17 protein-coding genes are annotated in these 19,680 nt (G+C 64.9%); 11 read left to right on the forward strand and 6 right to left on the reverse strand.

Features of this window, described 5'->3' with window-relative positions:
• Positions 1-1,009: SLBB domain-containing protein (locus ACYQ1H_RS07920; RefSeq protein WP_460027506.1), on the forward strand; the 1,009-nt coding region annotated here is incomplete at its 5' end.
• Entirely contained in the window at positions 1,006-2,190 is a 1,185-nt protein-coding gene (locus ACYQ1H_RS07925) for a GumC domain-containing protein (RefSeq protein ID WP_460027507.1), read from the forward strand. The genes ACYQ1H_RS07920 and ACYQ1H_RS07925, both read left to right, overlap by 4 nt.
• A 43-nt stretch (positions 2,191-2,233) precedes the next feature.
• Here ACYQ1H_RS07925 and ACYQ1H_RS07930 read toward each other — a convergent pair whose 3' ends face one another.
• The 3 genes from ACYQ1H_RS07930 to ACYQ1H_RS07940 all read right to left on the reverse strand — a co-directional run bounded on the left by ACYQ1H_RS07930 (position 2,234) and on the right by ACYQ1H_RS07940 (position 5,301).
• Positions 2,234-3,196, reverse strand: a complete 963-nt coding sequence (locus ACYQ1H_RS07930) for a peptidoglycan -binding protein (protein WP_460027508.1) — start codon at positions 3,194-3,196, stop codon at positions 2,234-2,236.
• Entirely contained in the window at positions 3,193-4,260 is a 1,068-nt protein-coding gene (locus ACYQ1H_RS07935) for a hypothetical protein (RefSeq protein WP_460027509.1), read from the reverse strand. The genes ACYQ1H_RS07930 and ACYQ1H_RS07935 overlap by 4 nt, the downstream gene beginning before the upstream one ends.
• A 291-nt stretch (positions 4,261-4,551) precedes the next feature.
• Positions 4,552-5,301, reverse strand: a complete 750-nt coding sequence (locus ACYQ1H_RS07940; RefSeq protein ID WP_460027510.1) for an elongation factor-1 alpha — start codon at positions 5,299-5,301, stop codon at positions 4,552-4,554.
• 444 nt (positions 5,302-5,745) lie between these two features.
• Here ACYQ1H_RS07940 and ACYQ1H_RS07945 point away from each other — a divergent pair, with 444 nt between their 5' ends.
• On the forward strand, positions 5,746-6,417 hold the full coding sequence (locus ACYQ1H_RS07945; RefSeq protein WP_460027511.1) for a hypothetical protein: 672 nt from the start codon (positions 5,746-5,748) through the stop codon (positions 6,415-6,417).
• A 278-nt stretch (positions 6,418-6,695) separates the two neighbouring features.
• Here the strand turns inward: ACYQ1H_RS07945 and ACYQ1H_RS07950 are convergent, their stop codons facing one another.
• The 3 genes from ACYQ1H_RS07950 to ald all read right to left on the reverse strand — a co-directional run bounded on the left by ACYQ1H_RS07950 (position 6,696) and on the right by ald (position 9,229).
• Positions 6,696-7,001: a c-type cytochrome gene (locus ACYQ1H_RS07950; RefSeq protein ID WP_460027512.1), complete on the reverse strand. Its 306-nt coding sequence runs from the start codon at positions 6,999-7,001 to the stop codon at positions 6,696-6,698.
• Positions 7,002-7,234: 233 nt separating this feature from the next.
• On the reverse strand, positions 7,235-8,041 hold the full coding sequence (locus ACYQ1H_RS07955) for a sulfite exporter TauE/SafE family protein (RefSeq protein ID WP_460027513.1): 807 nt from the start codon (positions 8,039-8,041) through the stop codon (positions 7,235-7,237).
• Positions 8,042-8,119: 78 nt separating this feature from the next.
• Entirely contained in the window at positions 8,120-9,229 is a 1,110-nt protein-coding gene (gene ald, locus ACYQ1H_RS07960) for an alanine dehydrogenase (RefSeq protein WP_460027514.1), read from the reverse strand.
• Between the two features lie 552 nt (positions 9,230-9,781).
• Here ald and cysK point away from each other — a divergent pair.
• From cysK to cysN, 8 genes are all read left to right on the forward strand, one after another.
• Entirely contained in the window at positions 9,782-10,759 is a 978-nt protein-coding gene (gene cysK, locus ACYQ1H_RS07965; RefSeq protein ID WP_460027515.1) for a cysteine synthase A, read from the forward strand.
• A 31-nt stretch (positions 10,760-10,790) separates the two neighbouring features.
• On the forward strand, positions 10,791-11,732 hold the full coding sequence (gene epsC / locus ACYQ1H_RS07970; protein ID WP_460027516.1) for a serine O-acetyltransferase EpsC: 942 nt from the start codon (positions 10,791-10,793) through the stop codon (positions 11,730-11,732).
• Between the two features lie 49 nt (positions 11,733-11,781).
• Entirely contained in the window at positions 11,782-12,420 is a 639-nt protein-coding gene (serB, locus tag ACYQ1H_RS07975) for a phosphoserine phosphatase SerB (RefSeq protein WP_460027517.1), read from the forward strand.
• Positions 12,421-12,524: 104 nt separating this feature from the next.
• Positions 12,525-13,604: a glycosyltransferase family 4 protein gene (locus ACYQ1H_RS07980; protein WP_460027518.1), complete on the forward strand. Its 1,080-nt coding sequence runs from the start codon at positions 12,525-12,527 to the stop codon at positions 13,602-13,604.
• A 195-nt stretch (positions 13,605-13,799) separates the two neighbouring features.
• The gene (locus ACYQ1H_RS07985; RefSeq protein WP_460027519.1) at positions 13,800-15,695 is read left to right on the forward strand and encodes a reprolysin-like metallopeptidase; all 1,896 of its coding nucleotides are present in this window, start codon (positions 13,800-13,802) and stop codon (positions 15,693-15,695) included.
• 197 nt (positions 15,696-15,892) lie between these two features.
• Positions 15,893-16,927: a dihydroorotase gene (gene pyrC / locus ACYQ1H_RS07990; RefSeq protein ID WP_460027520.1), complete on the forward strand. Its 1,035-nt coding sequence runs from the start codon at positions 15,893-15,895 to the stop codon at positions 16,925-16,927.
• A gap of 186 nt (positions 16,928-17,113) precedes the next feature.
• On the forward strand, positions 17,114-18,022 hold the full coding sequence (cysD, locus tag ACYQ1H_RS07995) for a sulfate adenylyltransferase subunit CysD (RefSeq protein WP_460027521.1): 909 nt from the start codon (positions 17,114-17,116) through the stop codon (positions 18,020-18,022).
• The gene (gene cysN / locus ACYQ1H_RS08000; protein ID WP_460027522.1) at positions 18,022-19,665 is read left to right on the forward strand and encodes a sulfate adenylyltransferase subunit CysN; all 1,644 of its coding nucleotides are present in this window, start codon (positions 18,022-18,024) and stop codon (positions 19,663-19,665) included. The genes cysD and cysN overlap by 1 nt, the downstream gene beginning before the upstream one ends.
• Positions 19,666-19,680: the final 15 nt, after the last annotated feature.

The raw sequence follows: 19,680 nt of genomic DNA on the forward strand, positions 1-19,680 counted from the left end.
CCTGATCCTGATGGCGGGTGGCCTGCGGCCCGATGCCTTCAGGGTTGAGGCCGCCATCGCCCGTTCCGAAAAGGACGATGCTCAGCGTGAATCCGGCACGGTGACCCTGACGACCTTCAAGGTTCCGGTCCCGAAGGATTTCACAAGCCTGCCAACGGAACAGCGAACCCACCTCAAGCCCGACGATCGCATTACCATACGGGCCTTGCCTGGCTGGGAGCGGTCTGCCTCGGTGCTCATCGAGGGAGAGGTCATGGAACCGGGAAACTACTCCCTGCTGTCGGCAAGCGATCGACTGACCGCACTGATTCAACGCGCAGGCGGTCTCAGGAAGGAGGCCCTGCCGGAAGGCATCACCGTCAAGCGTAAAAGGACGATTGTCGATATGGCTGCAAGTGGTACTGACGCTTATTACGACATTACTGTCAATGTTTCCGCGGCGCTGGAAAGCCCCGGCGGGATCGAGGATATCGTCCTCAAGCCGGATGACCGGATCTTCGTGCCCACCAATCCGGGTGTGGTGGAGATTCGCGGCGCCGTCAACCGTGAACTGACAGTCCAGCACACACCCGGCAAAAGCCTGGCCGAGTACATCGCCATGTGTGGCGGCTATCTTGACAAGGCCGACCCCGCCGCCGTCAAGGTGTTTGCCGCCAACAAGGTCGCCATCACGGCGAAAGCCAGGGGCAAAGGCAAGGCGAATCTGGAGATACCCGCGGGCAGTGTCATCGAGGTTCCTTTCCTTCGGGAAACGGAACGCATGCTGACGGTGGAAGTGAAGGGTGCCGTCGAAAAGCCGGCGGTCATGCAACACATCGAGGGCGCCCGGCTTGGCTATTACCTGAATCTGAGCGGAGGTTTCAAGGACGAGGCGGATATCCAGGACATCAGTGTACTGCTGCCCGACGGTGGCTTGCTGGTCAAATCCGGCGATCAACCCTTCAATCCGGTCATCCCCGGCGGCAGTCTGGTCATGGTCTCCACCAAGCCCAAGGCAGGTGCCAGATGAACGCCCTGAGCTCCAAGGACAATGCTTCCCGGCGATCCGCTGAAATACGGGCTGCCGTTCACGATTCCCCCGATGAGTTGGAGGATGAAACCGGTATCGAGATTCTGCCGATCCTGAACCTGCTTCTGCGCGAGCGGTATCGCATCCTCAAGCCGACCGCCTGGGTTGTATTGCTGGCTCTAGCGTATGCGATGATTCAGCCTCCCGTGTATACGGCGACGACCAAATTCCTTACCGCTGCTGCCTCAGGTTCGGCCATTGCGCTACCCAGCGCGGGATCGACTGCAGGTGGGGACGCCGGCTCGATCGTCGACACCATGCCCGAGTATTACGAAGCACTCGTGAGGAGTGATGACTTCCTCAAACTCGTCGTCAACGATGAAGCCGCCAAGTCGAAAGCCGGCGTAACCTCAAACTGGCTAGGCGTGCCAGGGGGCATCCCGATTCGTGACTGGATTCAGCCGGACGATGCCGTCATCGCTCTCAGGGGGGCTTTAGCGATCGCGAGCGTCAAAGCCACACAGCCCCGCTCCCCATTCGTGCTGTCAACCACGATGGAACTCTCCGCGACGCTATCCGAGCGGAAGGCCGCCGAAGCGCTGGCTAACGCAGTGCTTGACAGCCTGAGCAAATACGGCGGATTGCATCGCAATGAGAAGGCCATACGGAATCGGGACTTCATCCAGAGCCGCCTGCAGGATACGGAAGCGGAACTCAAGCGAGCCGAAGCGGCGCTGGCCGAGTTTTCCATGCGTAATCGCAAGATTGCGACGCCCGATATCGAAGCCCAAAAGGAGCGGCTGGAGCGGGCCGTGAAGGTTCAGGAGGAAGTGTTCCTCACGCTCCGCAAACAACTGGAAATGGCAAAGATCAAGGTCCAGGAAAACCAGGCGCTGATTCAGATCATTGAACATCCCGAGGCCAGAAAGACCGGCCCGAAACGGGCCAGGATGGTGGCATTACCCAGCCTGCTGGCCCTGCTCTTCTTCGGTACCCTAGCCTATGTACGCGATCGCTGGCGGCAATTGGACCAGAGCGACGAGGACATCCAGGAACTCATGGGCAACCTGCAAGGTATCCGCAGCGATCTGTACCGATTGGCCATGCGGACCCGCGCGATACCGGTGAAAGCGTGGAGACTGGCCAACCAGGGATTTGGCCGGCTGCGCAAGCCCAATTAGGCAACGCGCATCCATCCACGCTCGAACGGGCTTGAGGCGTCGCTCAGCGATTCGTCAGCTGGATCTCGATACGCCGGTTGCGGGCCAGGGCTTCGGGGCTTTCGCCCGGATCGACCGGCTGATACTGGGCAAATCCGTTGGCGGACAGGTGCCTGGCGGGTATCCCCTGCCCGGTCATCCACTTGACGATGGCCACGGCGCGCGCCGTCGACAGCTCCCAGTTGGAGGGAAACTTGTCGGTCGCGATGGGCACGCGATCGGTGTGCCCATCGATGCGCAGAACCCAGTCGATGCTGTCGGGAATCTTCTGGCTTACGTCGCGGATGGTGTTGACCAGCTTGCCCAGGCGCGCCTGGGCATCGCTCCCGAGTTCGGCTGAGCCGGAGGAGAACAGGATGTCGCTGGGCAACAGGAAGCGGTCACCGACGATGCGGACATCCTCCCGGTTGCCCAGAGCCTCGCGCAGCTTGCCGAAGAACTCGGAACGGTACTTTTCCAGCTCATTGGCGCGACTGGCCAACGCCAGCTTCAGTTGCCGGTCGAGGTCGGCGATGCGCAGATCCTTGCCCTGATTGTTCTGGTCGGCCGCGTTCAAACGGCTGGCCAGTTGCGTCACCTGCTCCTCCAGCTGGCGTCTGAGCGCATCGAGCGCCAGTATGTCGTTGTTGAGCGCGGTCAGCCGTTCATTCTGCTCGTCCATCCGGGATTTCAGCTGATCCCGCTCCTCCGTCACCAGCCCCATCCTGGCCAGCAGTTCCGCCACCCGCGCCGCCGCGGCCTTGCGCTCGGCCTCGCTCATGGCCGCCTGGCGGCCGAGTTCATCCAGACGGAGATTGAGCGTGGCCAGCGTCCGGCTCTTGCCGGCCAGGGCATCGGAGAGCACGAACTGGCCGATGGCGAACAGCAGCAGCAGGAAGATCATGACCATGATCAGCGAGGTCAGCGCATCGACGAATCCCGGCCAGATGTCGAACTGGCGCCGCCGGTGACGGCCGGGCGCACTCACGGGCGCGCCTCGTTCCGGCTGGTCTGCATGTCCATGGCCGCCGCAACCGTGCGGGTCAGCAGGCGTATCTCCGCGCGCAGTTCATCGGCCAGACGCGATTCGCTGTCCGGCCGGGCCGCCAGCTGACGCAGCACGGCGCGCAGTTCGTCCTGGGCCAGCACCGCCGCCTGCCGATCGCGCACATCGCGGCTCATGAGGTCGTTGAGCCGGTCGATCTGGTCAATCAGCCGGCTCATCTGTTCGTTGCCGGTATGTCGCTCACGCTCGCTGTCGCCGATGGCGCGCTGCATGCGCTCCAGACCATCGGCGGTTTTTTCCAGCAGGGCCTGGACATAGGCCGGTATCGCCGCCTCGGTTTCCATCAGGCCGCCAGGCGAGAGGGAGGTCATCGCCGAAAGCCACTCCTCCAGTTCGTTGTAGAAACGGTTCTGCGCATGACCGGCCTGCAGATCGAGGAAGCCGATGATGAGCGAACTGGAAAGACCGAACAGCGAGGTGGAAAAGCTCGTCGACATGCCACCCAGCGGCACCCGGATATTCTCCTTCAGCGTGGCGAACATGGCGACGGGATCGTTGCCGATGTTGAGCGAGCCGATGATATCCACCACCGCGCGGATGGTGACCAGCAGCCCCCAGAATGTCCCCAGCAGACCCAGGAAGACCGCCAGCCCGATCAGATAGCGGGACAGATCGCGCGATTCCTCCAGCCGCAGCTGGACGCTGTCGAGCATGGTGCGCATCGACGGTGCCGACAAGGTGTCATGGCCTTTCTCGCGCCCGGCCAGCATCTGCGCCATGGGCGCCAGAAGCCGTGGCCGCAGGCTGAGCACCGTGGGACTGCTGAAACCCCGGAAGCCTTCGATCCAGGATACCTCGCGCGCCAGCACGAGCACCTGCCGCACATTGGCCACGATGCCCGCCAGCAGCACCAGCAGGATCACGCTGTTGAAGAAGGGATTGGCGGCATACATGTCCGCCAGACGGGTCCAGACAAAGGCGCACAGCCCCAGCACCACGGCCAGGAATCCGGCCATCCAGGCCAATACGCGGGTCGGTTGGCTCATCGATCATTCACTCCGGCAGGACAGTTTCAGATATGACATAAGCCGGATTATCGCCTGTTTCGCGAAAACCGGCGCGTCATGCCGATGCATTGGGGACGACGGCTTGCCTGACGAGCCAGGCGAGGAAGCGGGCCTTGGACGGATCGCTCGTGCGCCCTAACCGAGACAGAGAGGGGCGCAAGAATGGGCATCACCCTGGCGACAAGGCGGTGCCCCGATGGGGCGATGGTGTCTTGAGTCGGTGCGCGAGGTCGGGCGCCAGGCGCCCGACCGATCGAAATCTCCCCCGGGTCACTCCGCCTTTTCTTCCCGCGTCCAGTGGGCGGGCCACTTTTCGACCGGGAACCACATCTGCACCAGCGAGGTGAAGATCATGATGGTTGAGGCCAGGCTGTAGCCGAAGCCGCCGAGCATGGTCAGCCAGGCGAATGCCGGGATGTATTTGGTCAGCCACCAGGACAGCACGTCGAGGATGAGGAAGGCGAAGGGGGTGGAGATGAGGATGAGTTTCCACTGCTGCGGGTATTGCGCCAGACCGAAAATCCAGCCGACATAGAGGAAAATGAAGGCGATGCCGAACAGATGGATGTGCGAGACGCGGGTCAGCTGGGCAATGCTGACGCCCTCGTCGACCTCGGACACCTTCTTGAGGTTTTCAAACTGGCTGAAGTCCGGCAGGGATGCGCCGGGACCGTGACAGGATACGCAATACTGGTCCATGATCGGCTTGATGGTGGGCGTCCACTCCTTGATGCTGGCACCGTCGCGCACCCACTGGATCAGCTGGAAGCGGACATCGTCCGGCGCCATGGGCTTCATCTGCCCTGCCAGCATCGACTCCAGCTTGGAGCCGCTGCGGTTGCCGTAATAGCTGTAGACGATGTCGTTGTAGGACAGGCCGGGCTTGCCGTCCGCCTTGCCGTGGGTTTCCATGATCTGGAAGCCGGCCATCAGCAGGCCCACGCCGATGACCAGCAGAAAGCCGGTGAACAGCACCTTGTAGGCGGGTGGCAATTTCGCGAGGGTCGTCACTTGAATCATCGGGAGTGTCCTCAGAAGGTTTTGAAACTCCCGGCATTACACCCGCCCCCGGTCGCCGGTTCAATAGGGAACCGGGTGAATGCCCTGTCAAATGCTGGCGAATGGCCGCTACCCTGGCCCGGGAGACGGGAGAATGGGGGCCAGGGATGCGCAGCGACATGGCCTGGCGGGCACCCTGTCGCTCCCGGGCCCCGATCGTGCGCCCCCGTTGGGCCAGGGTCCCGGGCAAACGTCCGCGGCGCCTGTCCCGACCGGCAGGCAGGGCATTCTCGGGAACCCGACCGACGACTCATGTATCGGGGTTTATCAATATGCTATAAACGGTCTGCTTACCTAGCAGTGAACGGGACGTGCGCCGGGGCTCAGGGTTCACAGAAGCCGGCGCTGTCACGCCGATGCGCAGTCCCATAATTCGAAAGACCTTTCTTCCATTCGGTTGAGAACATGACATCCCATAGCCACAAAACCGACAGCCTGCTCAAATCCAGCCTCTGTGCGCTTTCCATTGCCGTCGCCGCTGCCCTGGTCGGCGGTTGCGACAGCGGCCCGGCCGGCAGTCACGGCAGCGCTGCCAACATGACGGCGGAAGCCAGGATCGAAGGCAACATATCCGACGTCCATGGCCAAGTCACCCAGGGCAAGCTCGAGGTCAAGGACAAGAATGATCGGGTCGTCCTCACCCAGCCGCTGGACGGCCAATCCAACCATTACGCCGTCACCGTGCCCGCCGGCACGGCCTACCCGATCCTGCTGGTGGTGACACCGCCGCCCGGCCCGGTTGCCCAGGTGGTGCGCGCCGTGGTCACCAGCCCGCTGGCCGACCGCATGGATATCACCGACATCACCAGCCTGGTCGTGGACGCTGCCTTCGCGCTCGGCGGACTGACCGAGGAAAACATTGCCAAGGCGTCCGGCGGCGCCATCGGCCTGCGCCAGCGCCAGGGCATCAGCGCCGGTGCGGGCGGCGGCGGCATGGGTCCCGGCCAGAGCGGCGGCGGCGTCAGCCGGGGCGGCCATGGCGGTCATGACATGTCCGGCGGCGGTGCTCCGGGCGCCCCCGGGACTCCCGGCACCCCTGCCGGCGACCATCAGAACATGCAAAACATGCAGCACTGATCCCGCGGCAACCGCGGAAACGGCACCGGCAGGAACGGCGATGGCCTTCCTGCCGGCTGACCGATGATAGGACTGCCGCGGTTTTATTCCCTTTTTGCCGGTTGAATGGCACGTCTCGTCCGACTTCCGCGAGCCGGTCACGGCATCTCCCTCCCGAATCCCGGGTCCGTTACCCGGGTATTGGCGGACGGAATGGCCTTACCGGCGTGCCGGCAACACGAAAGGGTTTTGTGCCCGGCACTCGCGCCCTGACAAAGGGGGCTTGCGCCCCCGGCCCTTTATTTCAGACCCAGTATCCAGGTCACCAGTTGCCTGGCCTCGTCGGGGCTGACCGCATTGGCGGGCATGGGCATCTGGCCCCAGACACCGCCACCACCCTTGATGACCTTCTCCGCCAGCGGCGCCGTCACATCCTGGCCGGCATACTTCTTGGCGATATCCTTGTAAGCCGGGCCGACAATCTTGTGGTCGATGCCATGGCAGCCGAGGCATCCCTTGCTCTTGGCCAGGGCCTCATCGGCCTGGGCCGCATTCAGGCCGAAACTCAGGGCAGCAAGAATCAGGCTGGTAACACTGACGTTCATGGTCTCTCTCCGGTAATGGTTTTATGGGACGGCTGCTTGCCCGGCATCGGGAACGCCCTGCCGCCGGGTTTAGTTTCCCGAATGGCGCCGTGGTTCACTGCCGCCCTTACTTTATCAGTCCCGATTTGAGGCATGCAGGGAAAGACCAGGTTTCGCAATCGGCTCATCCGTCTCTCGGCATGCCAGGTCGACGGGACCTGCCTGACCGCGGGGCGTCAGGCGAAGCCACCCCGCTACAGCACCGAAAGCAGCATCTTGAGGCTCAGGACGATCAATAAGGATGCAAATACCCGCTTCAGCATCCGAACCGGCAGCCTGTGGGCAAGCCTTGCGCCATGGGGCGCGGTGACGGAACTGGCCATGGCGATCAGCACCACGGCGGGGACATAGACGAAGCCGAGCGCATGAGCGCTTGCCGGCGTCATCGACCAGCCATTGGCAACATACCCTGCGGTACCGGCAAGCGAGATGGGCAGTCCTATGGCCGCCGACGTGCCTATGGCCTTTCTGATGTCAAGGTTCTGCCAGACAAGATAGGGCACGGTCAGGGAGCCACCCCCGATCGAGACCAGCGCCGAAATGGCGCCGATGAACGCACCGGCCAGGAGCAGCCCGCTTTCGCCCGCCAGCCGGCGCCCGGGCTCGGGTTTTCGGTCGAAAAACATCTGGGCCGAGACATAGGCCATGAACAGCGAAAAGAACACCGCCAGCTGGAATGAGCGTGCGTTGACTGCCAGGAATGTCGCCAGGAACGTGCCCAGCACGATGCCCGGCGACATTGCCTTGACGATGCCCCAGTTGATGTTGCCCCTGGCATGATGGGCGCGCAGGCTGGCGATCGAGGTGGCGATGATCGAGGCCATGGAGGTTCCCAGGGCCAGATGCACCACCTTGTCGACGGGGATGCCTCGGGAGAGGAACATGGTGGTCAGGATGGGCACCATGATCCCCCCTCCACCGACACCCAGCAGGCCGGCGACGAATCCCACCAGGGCGCCCAGCCCGAGGAATGACAGTAGCGATGGCAGATCAAGCGGCATGGCAGAGGTGTGGGTCAGGTGATGTTGTCATGACAATCATGCCGCCTCGGGCAATGAGCGCCGGCGACCGATCAGCGGTCAGAGCATGGGATGGGGAAGATAGCGGTCCAGCAGGCCAAGATCCTCGGCTACCGGCCGCAGTGTCAGGCATCCCTGCCAGACATTCAACGCCCTGGCAAATCCCGGATCGTCCTTGAGGGCGGCCAGCCCCCGGTCGGCGAGTCTGAGGGCATAGGGCAACACAGCCCGGGACAAGGCCATGGTCGCGGTCCGGGGATAGGCGCCCGGCATGTTGGTGACGCCGTAATGAATGACATCCCGGGCGACGAGCACGGGATGGCTGTGGGTCGTCGGTCGTGAGGTCGCGATGCAGCCGCCCTGATCGATGCTCACATCGACGACGACCGAGCCCGGCGAGAGCAACCCGACCTGGGCCTCGCTGACGACGAAATCCGCCCGCGCACCGCGCCGCAGGACGGCACCGATCACCAGATCGGTCGGCGGCATTTGCCGGCTGATCTCATCGGGCGTGGAGGGCAGGAAGCGGAAGCCCTCGCCCAGCGCCTGGCGATAGCGCTCGCCGAGGTGCGGCGCCAGGCCCAGCATCACCACCTCGGCGCCCAGCCCATGGGCACTGCGGGCCGCATGATGCGCCACGGTACCGTCACCGACGATCAGCACCCGGCCATGCCGCACACCCAGCACCCCGCCCAGCTGCACGCCCTTGCCGCCATGGGTGCGGCCCAGGTAGTACGCGCCCATCAACGCCGCCATGTTGCCGGCGATGGCGCTCATGGGCGCCAGCAGGGGCAAGGCACCGCGACTATCCTCCAGGGTCTCGTAAGCGATGGCCGTGGTCTTGCTGGCCAGCAGAACCTCGGTCAACGCGCGCGGACTTCCCGACAGATGGAGGAAAGTGAACAGCATCTGTCCGCGAAGAAAGGGGTATTCCGCCGGCAAGGGCTCCTTGACCTTGATCACGAGTCGATTATCCCAGGCATCCTCTGCCGTCCGGCCGATACGGGCGCCGGCCTGGCGGTATTCGGCATCGCCGAAGCCGGCAGCCGATCCCGCACCCGTCTCGACGCACACGGCATGGCCGGCGCTTACCAGCCGATGCACCGCCGGCGGGGTCAGGGCGATGCGCCCCTCCAGGTCCTTGGTTTCACGCGGTATGCCGATGTTCATTGCTGCCCCCATGGTGCGGCCAAGGTGAAAGCGGACGCGTTCCCGGCGCCGGTCCGGAGAACCCGTGCGGCCTGAATTATGGCCCAACCCACGCCTCGCGGAGGTCTCCCCGGCACCGCATCGTGCCTTCGGGGCCGCCACTGACCGCGCGGATTGCCACAACAGGGCAAGAACCTGCCGTTATGGCGGCCAAGCGCCTGACTGCCGCGACGGCGCCGACAGCCTTTTCCCGGCAATCCGTATCGCGGCAGCAGGACTTTGCGACACGTTTTCATTAACATGTATGGCTGCCTGGCCTGAACCGGTGTCAGGCGCGATACGCCGATCGGTATTCGACGCCACATTGGTGGCGGACGACCTCGCTGGTGGTCACCCGGAGCGCCTGCCAGGTTCCGGAGGTCGGAGGTCAGCATCCACCCCGCGCATTGCCGCTGGCCCGTGCGAGCATGGCCCCTCGGGTTTCCCCAAGGTACGCGGCCTTGATAGGCCAGGCGGCCCCGGATGCAGGCCATGGCAGAACCCTCTACGCTTCCTTGTTCCTCGGAGATTCGCATGAACCGCTGGTTTGAAGACAACTCGCATTCGATCGGCAGAACCCCCCTGGTTCGACTGAACCGCGTGGTCGAGGGTGCTCCGGCCACCGTGCTGGCCAAGATCGAGGGCCGCAACCCGGCCTACTCGGTGAAATGCCGCATCGGCGCGGCCATGGTCTGGGATGCCGAGCAGCGCGGCCTGCTCGGGCCCGGCAAGGAAATCGTCGAACCGACCAGCGGCAACACCGGCATCGCCCTGGCTTTCGTGGCCGCGGCGCGTGGCATCCCGATCACGCTGACGATGCCCGAGACCATGAGCATCGAGCGCCGCAAGTTGCTGGTGGCCTATGGTGCGAAACTGGTGCTGACCGAAGGCGCCAAGGGCATGCCGGGCGCCATCGCCAAGGCCGAGGCGATCGCCGCATCCGACCCCGCCCGCTATGTCCTGCTGCAGCAGTTCAAGAACCCCGCCAATCCCGCCATTCACGAAGCCACGACGGGTCCGGAAATCTGGGACGACAGCAACGGCCAGGTCGACATCCTGGTTGCCGGCGTCGGCACCGGCGGCACCATCACCGGTGTCAGCCGCTATCTCAAGCACACCCGCCACCAGCCGGTCCTGTCGGTCGCGGTGGAGCCCGCCGCCAGCCCGGTGTTGTCGCAGACCCGCGCCGGGCAGCCGGTGCAGCCCGGTCCGCACAAGATCCAGGGCATCGGCGCCGGTTTCGTGCCGGATGTGCTCGACCTGTCGCTGGTCGACGCCATCGAACCGGTCAGCAACGAGGAGGCCATCGACATGGCCCGCCGGCTGGCGCGGGAGGAGGGCATCCTGGCCGGCATTTCCTGCGGGGCGGCGGCGGCGGTGGCGGTGCGGCTGGCCCAGCGCCCGGAGCACGCCGGCAAGACCATCGTCGTGGTCCTGCCGGATTCGGGCGAGCGCTACCTGAGCACGGCGCTGTTCGACGGGCTGTTCGATGCCCAGGGCATGGCGATCTGACCGCAGGCATCATCCGGAGACACCAGACGCCATGATGCTGCCCAGTCATCTCACCCATCTGAACATTGCCCCGGTCGTTGCCGAACTGCGCGGCCTGCGGCTCAGCTCGCTGGCCCAGCGCCAGCGGCTGGATCGTCCGCCCAGGCTACCCTCCCGGGCCGTGCTTGCCGACATCATTGAAGGGCTGGCGACTGTCCTCTACCCGAACCGGCTGGGCTCGGGGGAGCAGACCGACGAAGGCATCGACTACTACGTGGGGCATACCCTCGACGCCAAGCTGCGGCTGCTGATGGGACAGATCCAGCGTGAACGGCGCTACAGCGCCGAGCAGGCCGGCACCCTGGACCCGGACCATGACACGCTGCGGGAACAGTCCATGAACCTGGTGCAGTCCTTCGTCAAGACCTTGCCCAAGGTGCGCGCGCTGCTGGATACCGACCTGCAGGCGGCCTACGAGGGCGACCCCGCGGCCCGCAGCATCGACGAGGTACTGGTCTGCTATCCGGGCATCGCCGCCATCATCAACCACCGGCTGGCGCACGAGCTCTATGCGCTGGGCTTGCCCCTGATCGCCCGCATGATCGCGGAGATCGCCCATTCCGTGACCGGCATCGACATTCACCCGGGCGCGCAGATCGGGCCGAGCTTCTTCATCGACCACGGTACCGGCGTCGTGATCGGCGAAACCACCGTCATCGGCGAGCGCGTCCGGCTCTACCAAGCGGTCACGCTGGGGGCCAAGCGCTTCCCCACCGACGAGAGCGGCATGCTGCTCAAGGGCCATGCCCGGCATCCGATCGTCGAGGACGACGTGGTCGTCTACGCCGGCGCGACCGTCCTCGGCCGCATCACCATCGGCCGCGGCTCCACCATTGGCGGCAATGTCTGGCTGACCCGCAGCGTCCCGCCGGGCAGCAACATCACCCAGGCACAGGCACGCCAGGAACTCTTCATCCACGGTGCCGGCATCTAGGCCCGCGACCGGACCAGCCTCCCCTCCCATGCCACCCTTGCCAGCACCCATGCCCAACCCTTATCTGGTCGTGCTTGATGTGGACTCCACCCTGATCGAGAACGAGGTCATCGAATTGCTGGCGGCCGAGGCCGGCTCCCTGGCCGAGGTCGCGGCGGTCACCGAACGGGCCATGCGTGGCGAGCTGGATTTCGCCCAGAGCCTCAGGGAACGTGTCGCCACCCTGGCCGGGTTGCCCGACAGCATTTTCGAGGCCATCCGCGCGCGCATCACCGTGACCCCCGGCGTTCCCGAGCTGATCCAGGGCGTGCAGCGCGCGGGCGGTCATGTCGGCGCGGTTTCGGGCGGCTTCCATGAGGTGCTTGACCCGCTGGCCCAGCGGCTGGGGCTGGATGTCTGGCGCGCCAACCGGCTGGAGATCCTCGACGGCCGGCTGACCGGCCGTGTACTGGGCGATATCGTCGATGCCGCCGCCAAGGCCGACAGCCTGAGATCCTGGGCGGCCGCCATGGCGATACCGCCGGAGCGTACGGTCGCCATCGGCGATGGCGCCAACGACCTGAAGATGATGGCAGCCGCGGGTCTGTCCATCGCTTTCGACGCCAAGCCCATCGTCCGCGAACAGGCCGACATCGCCCTCGACGAGCGCGACCTGAGCCGCGTCCTGGAGATGATCGGCCTTCGCTAGCGACTTTGCCGCCACCGGTGGCGGCCTGTCCCCGCCGCATCGGCTTGGAGTCTGGCCCCGGGACATCCATAATGGATGGACCTCCCATCACGACCTGAACGCCGATGGCGCGCCGACAATCATGCATCCTGCTCGTTTCGACCTGCGCGCCGGGCGGCATGCTGTCCGTCATCCAGTCGCTGACCCAGTCGGAACTGGCTACCCGCTGGCCGCTCCGCATCCTTTGCTCCCATGATGGCGGCAGTCTCGCGCGGCGTCTCCTGCTGGCCTGGAAAGCGCTCTGGCAATGTCTCTGGCTGCTGGCCGGCGGCCGGGTGCGGCTGTTGCACATCCATGTGGCGGAACGCGGCAGCTTTTTTCGCAAATCGCTGTTCGTGCTGCTGGGACGGCTCTTTCACACCCCCATCATCCTGCACATGCATGGCGCGGAGTTCAGGTCGTTCTATGCCGGCCAGGCGCCCTGGGTGCGGCGTTATGTCCGCTGGATCATCGGCATGGCCGATCAGGTGGTTGCCCTGTCGCGCGATTGGGCAAGTTTCTATGCCGAGCTCAGTCCCACGCCGGTAGAGGCCATTGCCAACTTCGTACCGTTGCCACCTGCGTCTTCACAAGGTCCCACCACGGCATCGGCGTTGCCGGAAATCCTTTATCTCGGCCGTTTCGGCGAACGCAAGGGTATTTTCGATCTCATCGAGGCGGTGAAGCCCCTGTACGAAAGCCATGCCGGCCTCCAGATCTGGTGCGGCGGCGATGGTGAAATCGAGCGGGTCAGGTCGCTGGTGGCAAGCCACGGCATGAGCGAGCGCTTCCATGTTCTCGGCTGGGTTGATGCCGACAAGCGCGCGACACTGCTCCGCCAATGCCGGATATTCGTGCTGCCCTCCTATGCCGAAGGCTTGCCGGTCGCGATTCTGGAAGCGATGGGGGCTGGCCTGGCCATCCTTGCGACACGGGTTGGCGGCATTCCGGAAATGCTGGCCGATGGCGCCTATGGCATCCTGGTGGAACCGGGTGATGTCGACGGACTCCGCCAGGCCCTGCAGCGACTGCTTGCCGATGCCGGGACCCGCGAGCGGCTCGGGATGGCGGCGCGCAAGCGGTTCCTGCAGGTGTACTCGGCCGATGCCGTGGTGCCCCACCTCGACGCGCTGTATCGCCGCCTGACGGGCGAGAATCGTCGGTGAACCGGCAGGGCGCAAACGGCAATCTTCGCCCCGGGTTACCGGAATCAAGAACGGTGCATCGCGGAGGGCGACACCTCGAGGACGAAATTTCTGGATAATTCGGCGCTACCGTCGTAAGTTTCTGCTTATGAGTTCGCATTCCCCAGGCTCCACATGTCAAGCCCGTGGAGCCCAGGCCCCGTGGAGAAACCCATCATGAATTCCTCTGAACGCTTCATTGTCCGGTCGATCGCGCCCGCTATCGGGCTGGCCTTGGCCACGCCGGTGGTCGAGGCGGCGACACCGTTCCAGCCCGCGGATGCCCTGCTCTGGCTGTTCGACGTGCCCAACGGGGTCCTCGCGGGCATGGTCATCGCCCTGAGCAGCGCACTCGCGCTGGTTGTGCAAGCGCTGCTGCCCGGTGGCGTTCCCGGAACCGGCAGACAGTCCTCGCGCCTCCTGGTCGGCGTCATTGGTGCCCTTGCTGGCGCCTTGCTGGCAATCTCGATGGCGGGCCCCTGGCAGGATTACGTTGCCCGCCAGGTGACCAGCCTGCCGCCGACAGCGGCCGGTACCGGCAGCGAAGGGATGGCTTACGTGCTCCCCTTGCTGGGCGAACCCGGAGATGAGGCGCTGACGATGCCGGCACAGACACCGGCCAAGGTCATGCCGGGACGCGCACGGCATACCACGATCAATTTCGAGGCGCTGGAAGCCGATACCCTGCGGCTCAACCTGTTCGATGATGCCAGCAGCCTGGCTGTGCGGGACCGTATCGTGCGCGGTATGCTCCAGAGCATGGAGGGTGGCGATGTCTGGGTGGGCCATCTCGCGGAAGACCCCGAAAGCGAAGTCATTCTGGTCAGCCGGGGCCGAGCCCTGATGGGCACGATCGAATCCCGCGGGAAATCCTTCGAGATCGTCCCGATCAAGGACGGCATCCATGCTGTCCGCGAACTCGACCGGAGCAAGACAGCTCCAAGGTTCGAGCCGGAAAACCTGGAATATCCGGCGGAGGGAAGCCTGGTCAGCGGCAGCGAAGTGGCGCCCAACAACACGGCCGCCAACGCCAGCGGTCCGCGGACCTTCGACCTGCTGGTCGCCTATACGGCCAGATCCCGCGCCAATGCCGGTGGCATATCGGCCATCGAAACCCGCGTCATCAACGCCGTCAGCAAAGCCAATCAGGCCTACCTGAACAGCAGGATTCCGGTCCAGCTGAATCTGGTCAAGATGGTGGAAACCCCCTATGCGGAGTCCGGCGACATGGCCCTGGACCGCTCGCGCTTGCAGGCGCGCGACGATGGCTACCTGGATGACCTTCATGCCCTGCGGGATCAGTTCGGCGCCGATCTGGTTGTCCTGGTCAACGCCAATCAGGATGTCTGTGGCACAGCGCCGGTCATGACCCGTGGCACGCCGGATTTCGCCGCCGCCGCGTTCATGGCGGTGCATGACGACACCAGCTATAATTGCCTAGGCAGCAACAATGCCCTGGCCCACCTGCTGGGACATATCCAAGGCAACGTGCACGATGTCGATCATGCGCCATCGCCTGGCGCCAGCCCGGATGCCTTCGGCTATCGCGTGTGCGGCGTCTTCCGCGACATCATGGCCTATCCCTGCCAGGACGAGCACGGCATCCCGTACTTCTCCTCGGCGGACACCAACCTTACCTATGGCGGGCAACCCATCGGCGTGGCCGGCTCTGCCGACGCCGCGCGCTCGATGCGATCCACGGCAGCCATCGTGGCCGGCTTCCGCAACCCGCCGGCGGTCATATCCGCACCGCTGGCACCGACGGATTTCCTGGCCGACGAAGAAAGCAGCGATGGCGTCAGCCTGAGCTGGACCGATGCCGCCGGCAACGAGACCGGCTACAGGCTGGAACGCTCGATGGATGGTTACAGCTGGATGGAAATCGCTGCCCTGCCGGCCAATACGCAGAATTTCATCGACACGGGTCTCCCGGGCGGCAAGACCGTCAGCTACCGCATCCATGCCTGGAACAGCCTTGGGGCATCCTCCTACCTGACGCTGGACAAGACCCGGGATGCGGCCTTGCCGACGGCCAACCCGGGGCGCCGGGCGAAAGCGCTGTCGGACAGATAGCCGAAAGCCGGGGAGCCCCCGGGAACATGGGCTGGGCGGGGCAAGAGCCGAATACCCGGGTCGCCGCTGGATGACCGGGCTCGATAGGCCGCCGCCCGGACACGCAAGGCGCGGATGAACGGGGTGCCAGCCCTCCCCTCGTTGCCGCCTCCATGAATGGCCTGACAGCCTCCGCCTGAAGACCGGAACCTTCACCAATGGACCCTATCCGTCTTGCCCTGCCGGATGACTGGCACCTGCACCTGCGCGATGGCACCGCCATGCGCGATGTGGTTGCCGACAGCGCTCGCCAGTTCGGGCGGGCCATCGTCATGCCCAATCTCAAGCCGCCCGTCACAACCGTTGTCGCCGCGCTGGATTACCGGCGACGCATACTCGCCGCCCTGCCGGCCAACAGCGGGTTCGAGCCCCTGATGACGCTGTACTTGACCGACCGGACCCGCCACGACGAGGTGCGACGGCTTGCCGATACGCCGGAGGTCCTGGCCTTCAAGCTGTACCCGGCCGGTGCGACCACCCATTCGGAGGCCGGCATCAGCCAGGTGGAAGCACTCTATCCCCTGCTGGAATCGCTGGAAAAATACCAGGTTCCATTGCTGGTGCACGGAGAAGTCACCGACGCCGCCGTCGACATCTTCGACAGGGAGGCCGTGTTCATCGACCGGCACCTGGCGCCCCTGGTCGAGCGCTTCCCCGCCCTGCCCGTGGTGCTGGAACACATCACGACCCGGGAAGGCGCCGATTTCGTCCGCGACAGCCGGGCAGGGGTCGGTGCCACGATCACCGCCCATCACCTGCTGCACAATCGCAATATCCTCTTGGCCGGGGGCATCCGACCGCATTTCTACTGCCTGCCGGTCCTCAAGCGTGAACCGCATCGACAGGCCTTGCTGGCGGCGGCGACCAGTGGCAATCCCAAGTTCTTCCTGGGGACCGACAGTGCCCCCCATCCCCGCGGCCAGAAGGAATCTGCCTGTGGCTGCGCCGGCTGCTATACCGCCCTCGCCGCGCTCGAACTCTATGCGACGGCATTCGAATCGGTTGGCAAGCTGGACCGCCTGGAAGGCTTCGCCAGCCATCATGGCGCGGATTTCTATGGCCTGCCCCGACACCAGCGAACGATCACCCTGGAGAAGGCGCCGTGGCAGATTCCCAGCCGGCTGGATTTCGGCGATGAGGAGCTCATACCGTTCATGGCCGGCGACATGCTGGCCTGGCGCCTGATCTCCTGACGCCGGGAGGCAATCGATCCGGTGGCGTTGCCGGCAACCCCCGGCAAGGCAAGACCACCCAACATCCGGCGCTCGCCTGTCCTTGCGCATACTGGCGCCTTGCGGAGCGCCGCTGTGGTACAGTTGATGGCTTTCTAGCGTCTTCAAGGCAGGTGTCCGCAGGCCTGCCATCACATCGACCTGCCCATGTCCGCACACACCCTCACCCATCTCAAGCAACTGGAAGCCGAGAGCATCCACATCATCCGCGAGGTTGCCGCCGAGTTCGACCGGCCGGTGATGCTCTACTCGATCGGCAAGGACTCGGCGGTCATGCTGCACCTGGCGCTCAAGGCCTTCCATCCCGGCAGGCCGCCCTTCCCGCTGCTGCATGTCGACACCACCTGGAAGTTCCGCGACATGATCGCCTTCCGCGACCGCATGGCCCATGACCTGGGGCTGGACCTGATCGTCCACATCAACCCCGAGGGCGTGGCGCAGGGCATCAATCCCTTCGACCATGGCAGCGAGAAGCACACCGACATCATGAAGACGGAGGCGCTCAAGCAGGCGCTCAACCAGTACCGCTTCGATGCCGCCTTCGGCGGCGCCCGCCGCGACGAGGAAAAGTCCCGCGCCAAGGAGCGCGTCTATTCCTTCCGCGACCAGCATCATCGCTGGGACCCGAAGAACCAGCGGCCGGAACTGTGGAATCTCTACAACGGCAAGGTCAACGCGGGCGAGAGCATCCGCGTGTTTCCGCTCTCCAACTGGACCGAGCTGGATATCTGGCAGTACATCCATCTCGAGAACATCCCCATCGTGCCGCTCTACTACGCCGCCGAGCGGCCGGTGGTGATGCGCGATGGCATCTGGATCATGGTCGATGACGACCGCATGCCGCTGGCGCCGGGCGAGGTGCCGCAGATGAAGCGGGTGCGTTTCCGCACCCTGGGCTGCTATCCGCTGACCGGTGCGGTGGAGTCCAACGCCACCACCCTGCCCGAGATCATCCAGGAAATGTTGCTGACCACCACCTCGGAGCGGCAGGGCCGCCTGATCGATCACGACCAGTCGGGCTCCATGGAGAAGAAGAAGAAGGAGGGTTATTTCTGATGGCGCACCAATCCGAGCTGATCGCCCGCGACATCCATGCCTATCTGGCCCAGCACGAGCGCAAGGAGCTGCTGCGTTTCCTCACCTGCGGCAATGTCGATGACGGCAAGAGCACCCTGATCGGGCGGCTGCTGCACGATTCGAAGCTGATCTACGAGGATCAGCTGGCCGCCATCCGCAAGGACAGCGCCAAGTTCGGCACCACCGGCGATGATTTCGACCCGGCCTTGCTGCTGGATGGCCTGCAGGCGGAACGCGAGCAGGGCATCACCATCGACGTGGCCTACCGCTATTTCTCAACCACCCGGCGCAAGTTCATCATCGCCGACACGCCGGGGCACGAGCAGTACACCCGCAACATGGCCACCGGCGCCTCAACCTGCGACCTGGCCATCATCCTCATCGATGCCCGCCATGGGGTGCAGACCCAGACCCGGCGGCACAGCTACATCGTCTCGCTGCTGGGGATCCGCCATGTGGTGGTGGCCATCAACAAGATGGATCTGGTCGACTTCCGCGCGGAGGTGTTCAACGGTATCCGGGCCGACTACCTGGCCTTTGCCGAGAAACTGGCGATCAGGGACATCCGCTTCCTGCCGCTGTCGGCGCTGAAGGGCGACAATGTGGTCCATCCCGGTCCGAACATGCCCTGGTACGACGGGCCGCCGCTGATGGCGCTGCTGGACAGCATCGCCATCGCCGACGATCAGAACATGGTCAATCCGCGCTTCCCGGTGCAGTACGTCAACCGGCCGCACCTCGACTTCCGCGGCTACAGCGGCACCGTGGCCGCAGGCATCTTCCGCAAGGGCGATCCGGTGATGGTGCTGCCCTCGCGCAAGACCAGCCACATCGCCAGCATCGTCACCTACGACGGCGAGCAGGCCGAGGCCTTCCCGCCGCAGGCGGTGACCTTCACCCTGACCGACGAGATCGACATCAGCCGCGGCGATCTCCTGGTGCGGCCGGACGATGTGCCGCAGCTGGCCGCGCGCTTCCTGGCGCAGGTGGTGTGGATGACCGAGGCGGCGCTGGTGCCGGGCCGGCAGTACCTGATCAAGCAGAACACCCGCAGCGTCACCGGCTCGGTGCCGCGCATCCGCTACCGCATCGATGTCAACACCCAGGCCCATCACCCGGCCACCCAGCTGCACCTGAACGAGATCGGCCTCTGCGAGCTGGCCCTCAGCGCCCCCATCGCCTTCGATCCCTATACCGTCTGCAAGGGCACCGGCGCCTTCATCGTCATCGATCGCCTCACCAATGTCACTGTCGGGGCGGGGATGATCGTGGGCCTGTCGGACGAAGCAGAGCAGCAGGGCCAGGTCACGCCGGAAGAGCGCGCCACCCGCTTCGGCCAGCGGGCCACGACCCTCTGGTTGGGTTGCCCGGATGCCGCCGGACTGGCCTACCGCCTGGAGCGGTGGCTGTTCAACCTCGGCCATGCCACCCTGGTGCTGGACGATCCGGCACTGGCGGAACAGATGCCGCTGATCGCCGAACAGGCCGGCCGCGCCGGGCTGATCTGCCTCTGCGCGCAGCCAAAGCCGGCGGCCGCCGCCGGCGTGGCGCTGCCGGAAAACCTGACGACCGCCGACGCCATTCTCGGTTGGCTGCGCGAGCAGGCCATCCTGCTGACCTGAGCCGGCGCTGACGCG

It is taken from the genome of Methyloparacoccus murrellii, assembly GCF_054657115.1.

Excerpts from the sequence above, each read along its gene's own strand:
- ACYQ1H_RS07925 (WP_460027507.1), top strand. The coding sequence starts at position 1,006 with ATGAACGCCCTGAGCTCCAAGGACAATGCTTCCCGGCGATCCGCTGAA.
- ACYQ1H_RS07935 (WP_460027509.1), bottom strand. The coding sequence starts at position 4,260 with ATGAGCCAACCGACCCGCGTATTGGCCTGGATGGCCGGATTCCTGGCC.
- ACYQ1H_RS07940 (WP_460027510.1), bottom strand. The coding sequence starts at position 5,301 with ATGATTCAAGTGACGACCCTCGCGAAATTGCCACCCGCCTACAAGGTG.
- ACYQ1H_RS07945 (WP_460027511.1), top strand. The coding sequence starts at position 5,746 with ATGACATCCCATAGCCACAAAACCGACAGCCTGCTCAAATCCAGCCTC.
- ACYQ1H_RS07950 (WP_460027512.1), bottom strand. The coding sequence starts at position 7,001 with ATGAACGTCAGTGTTACCAGCCTGATTCTTGCTGCCCTGAGTTTCGGC.
- ACYQ1H_RS07955 (WP_460027513.1), bottom strand. The coding sequence starts at position 8,041 with ATGCCGCTTGATCTGCCATCGCTACTGTCATTCCTCGGGCTGGGCGCC.
- ald (WP_460027514.1), bottom strand. The coding sequence starts at position 9,229 with ATGAACATCGGCATACCGCGTGAAACCAAGGACCTGGAGGGGCGCATC.
- cysK (WP_460027515.1), top strand. The coding sequence starts at position 9,782 with ATGAACCGCTGGTTTGAAGACAACTCGCATTCGATCGGCAGAACCCCC.
- epsC (WP_460027516.1), top strand. The coding sequence starts at position 10,791 with ATGATGCTGCCCAGTCATCTCACCCATCTGAACATTGCCCCGGTCGTT.
- serB (WP_460027517.1), top strand. The coding sequence starts at position 11,782 with ATGCCCAACCCTTATCTGGTCGTGCTTGATGTGGACTCCACCCTGATC.
- ACYQ1H_RS07980 (WP_460027518.1), top strand. The coding sequence starts at position 12,525 with ATGGCGCGCCGACAATCATGCATCCTGCTCGTTTCGACCTGCGCGCCG.
- ACYQ1H_RS07985 (WP_460027519.1), top strand. The coding sequence starts at position 13,800 with ATGAATTCCTCTGAACGCTTCATTGTCCGGTCGATCGCGCCCGCTATC.
- pyrC (WP_460027520.1), top strand. The coding sequence starts at position 15,893 with ATGGACCCTATCCGTCTTGCCCTGCCGGATGACTGGCACCTGCACCTG.
- cysD (WP_460027521.1), top strand. The coding sequence starts at position 17,114 with ATGTCCGCACACACCCTCACCCATCTCAAGCAACTGGAAGCCGAGAGC.
- cysN (WP_460027522.1), top strand. The coding sequence starts at position 18,022 with ATGGCGCACCAATCCGAGCTGATCGCCCGCGACATCCATGCCTATCTG.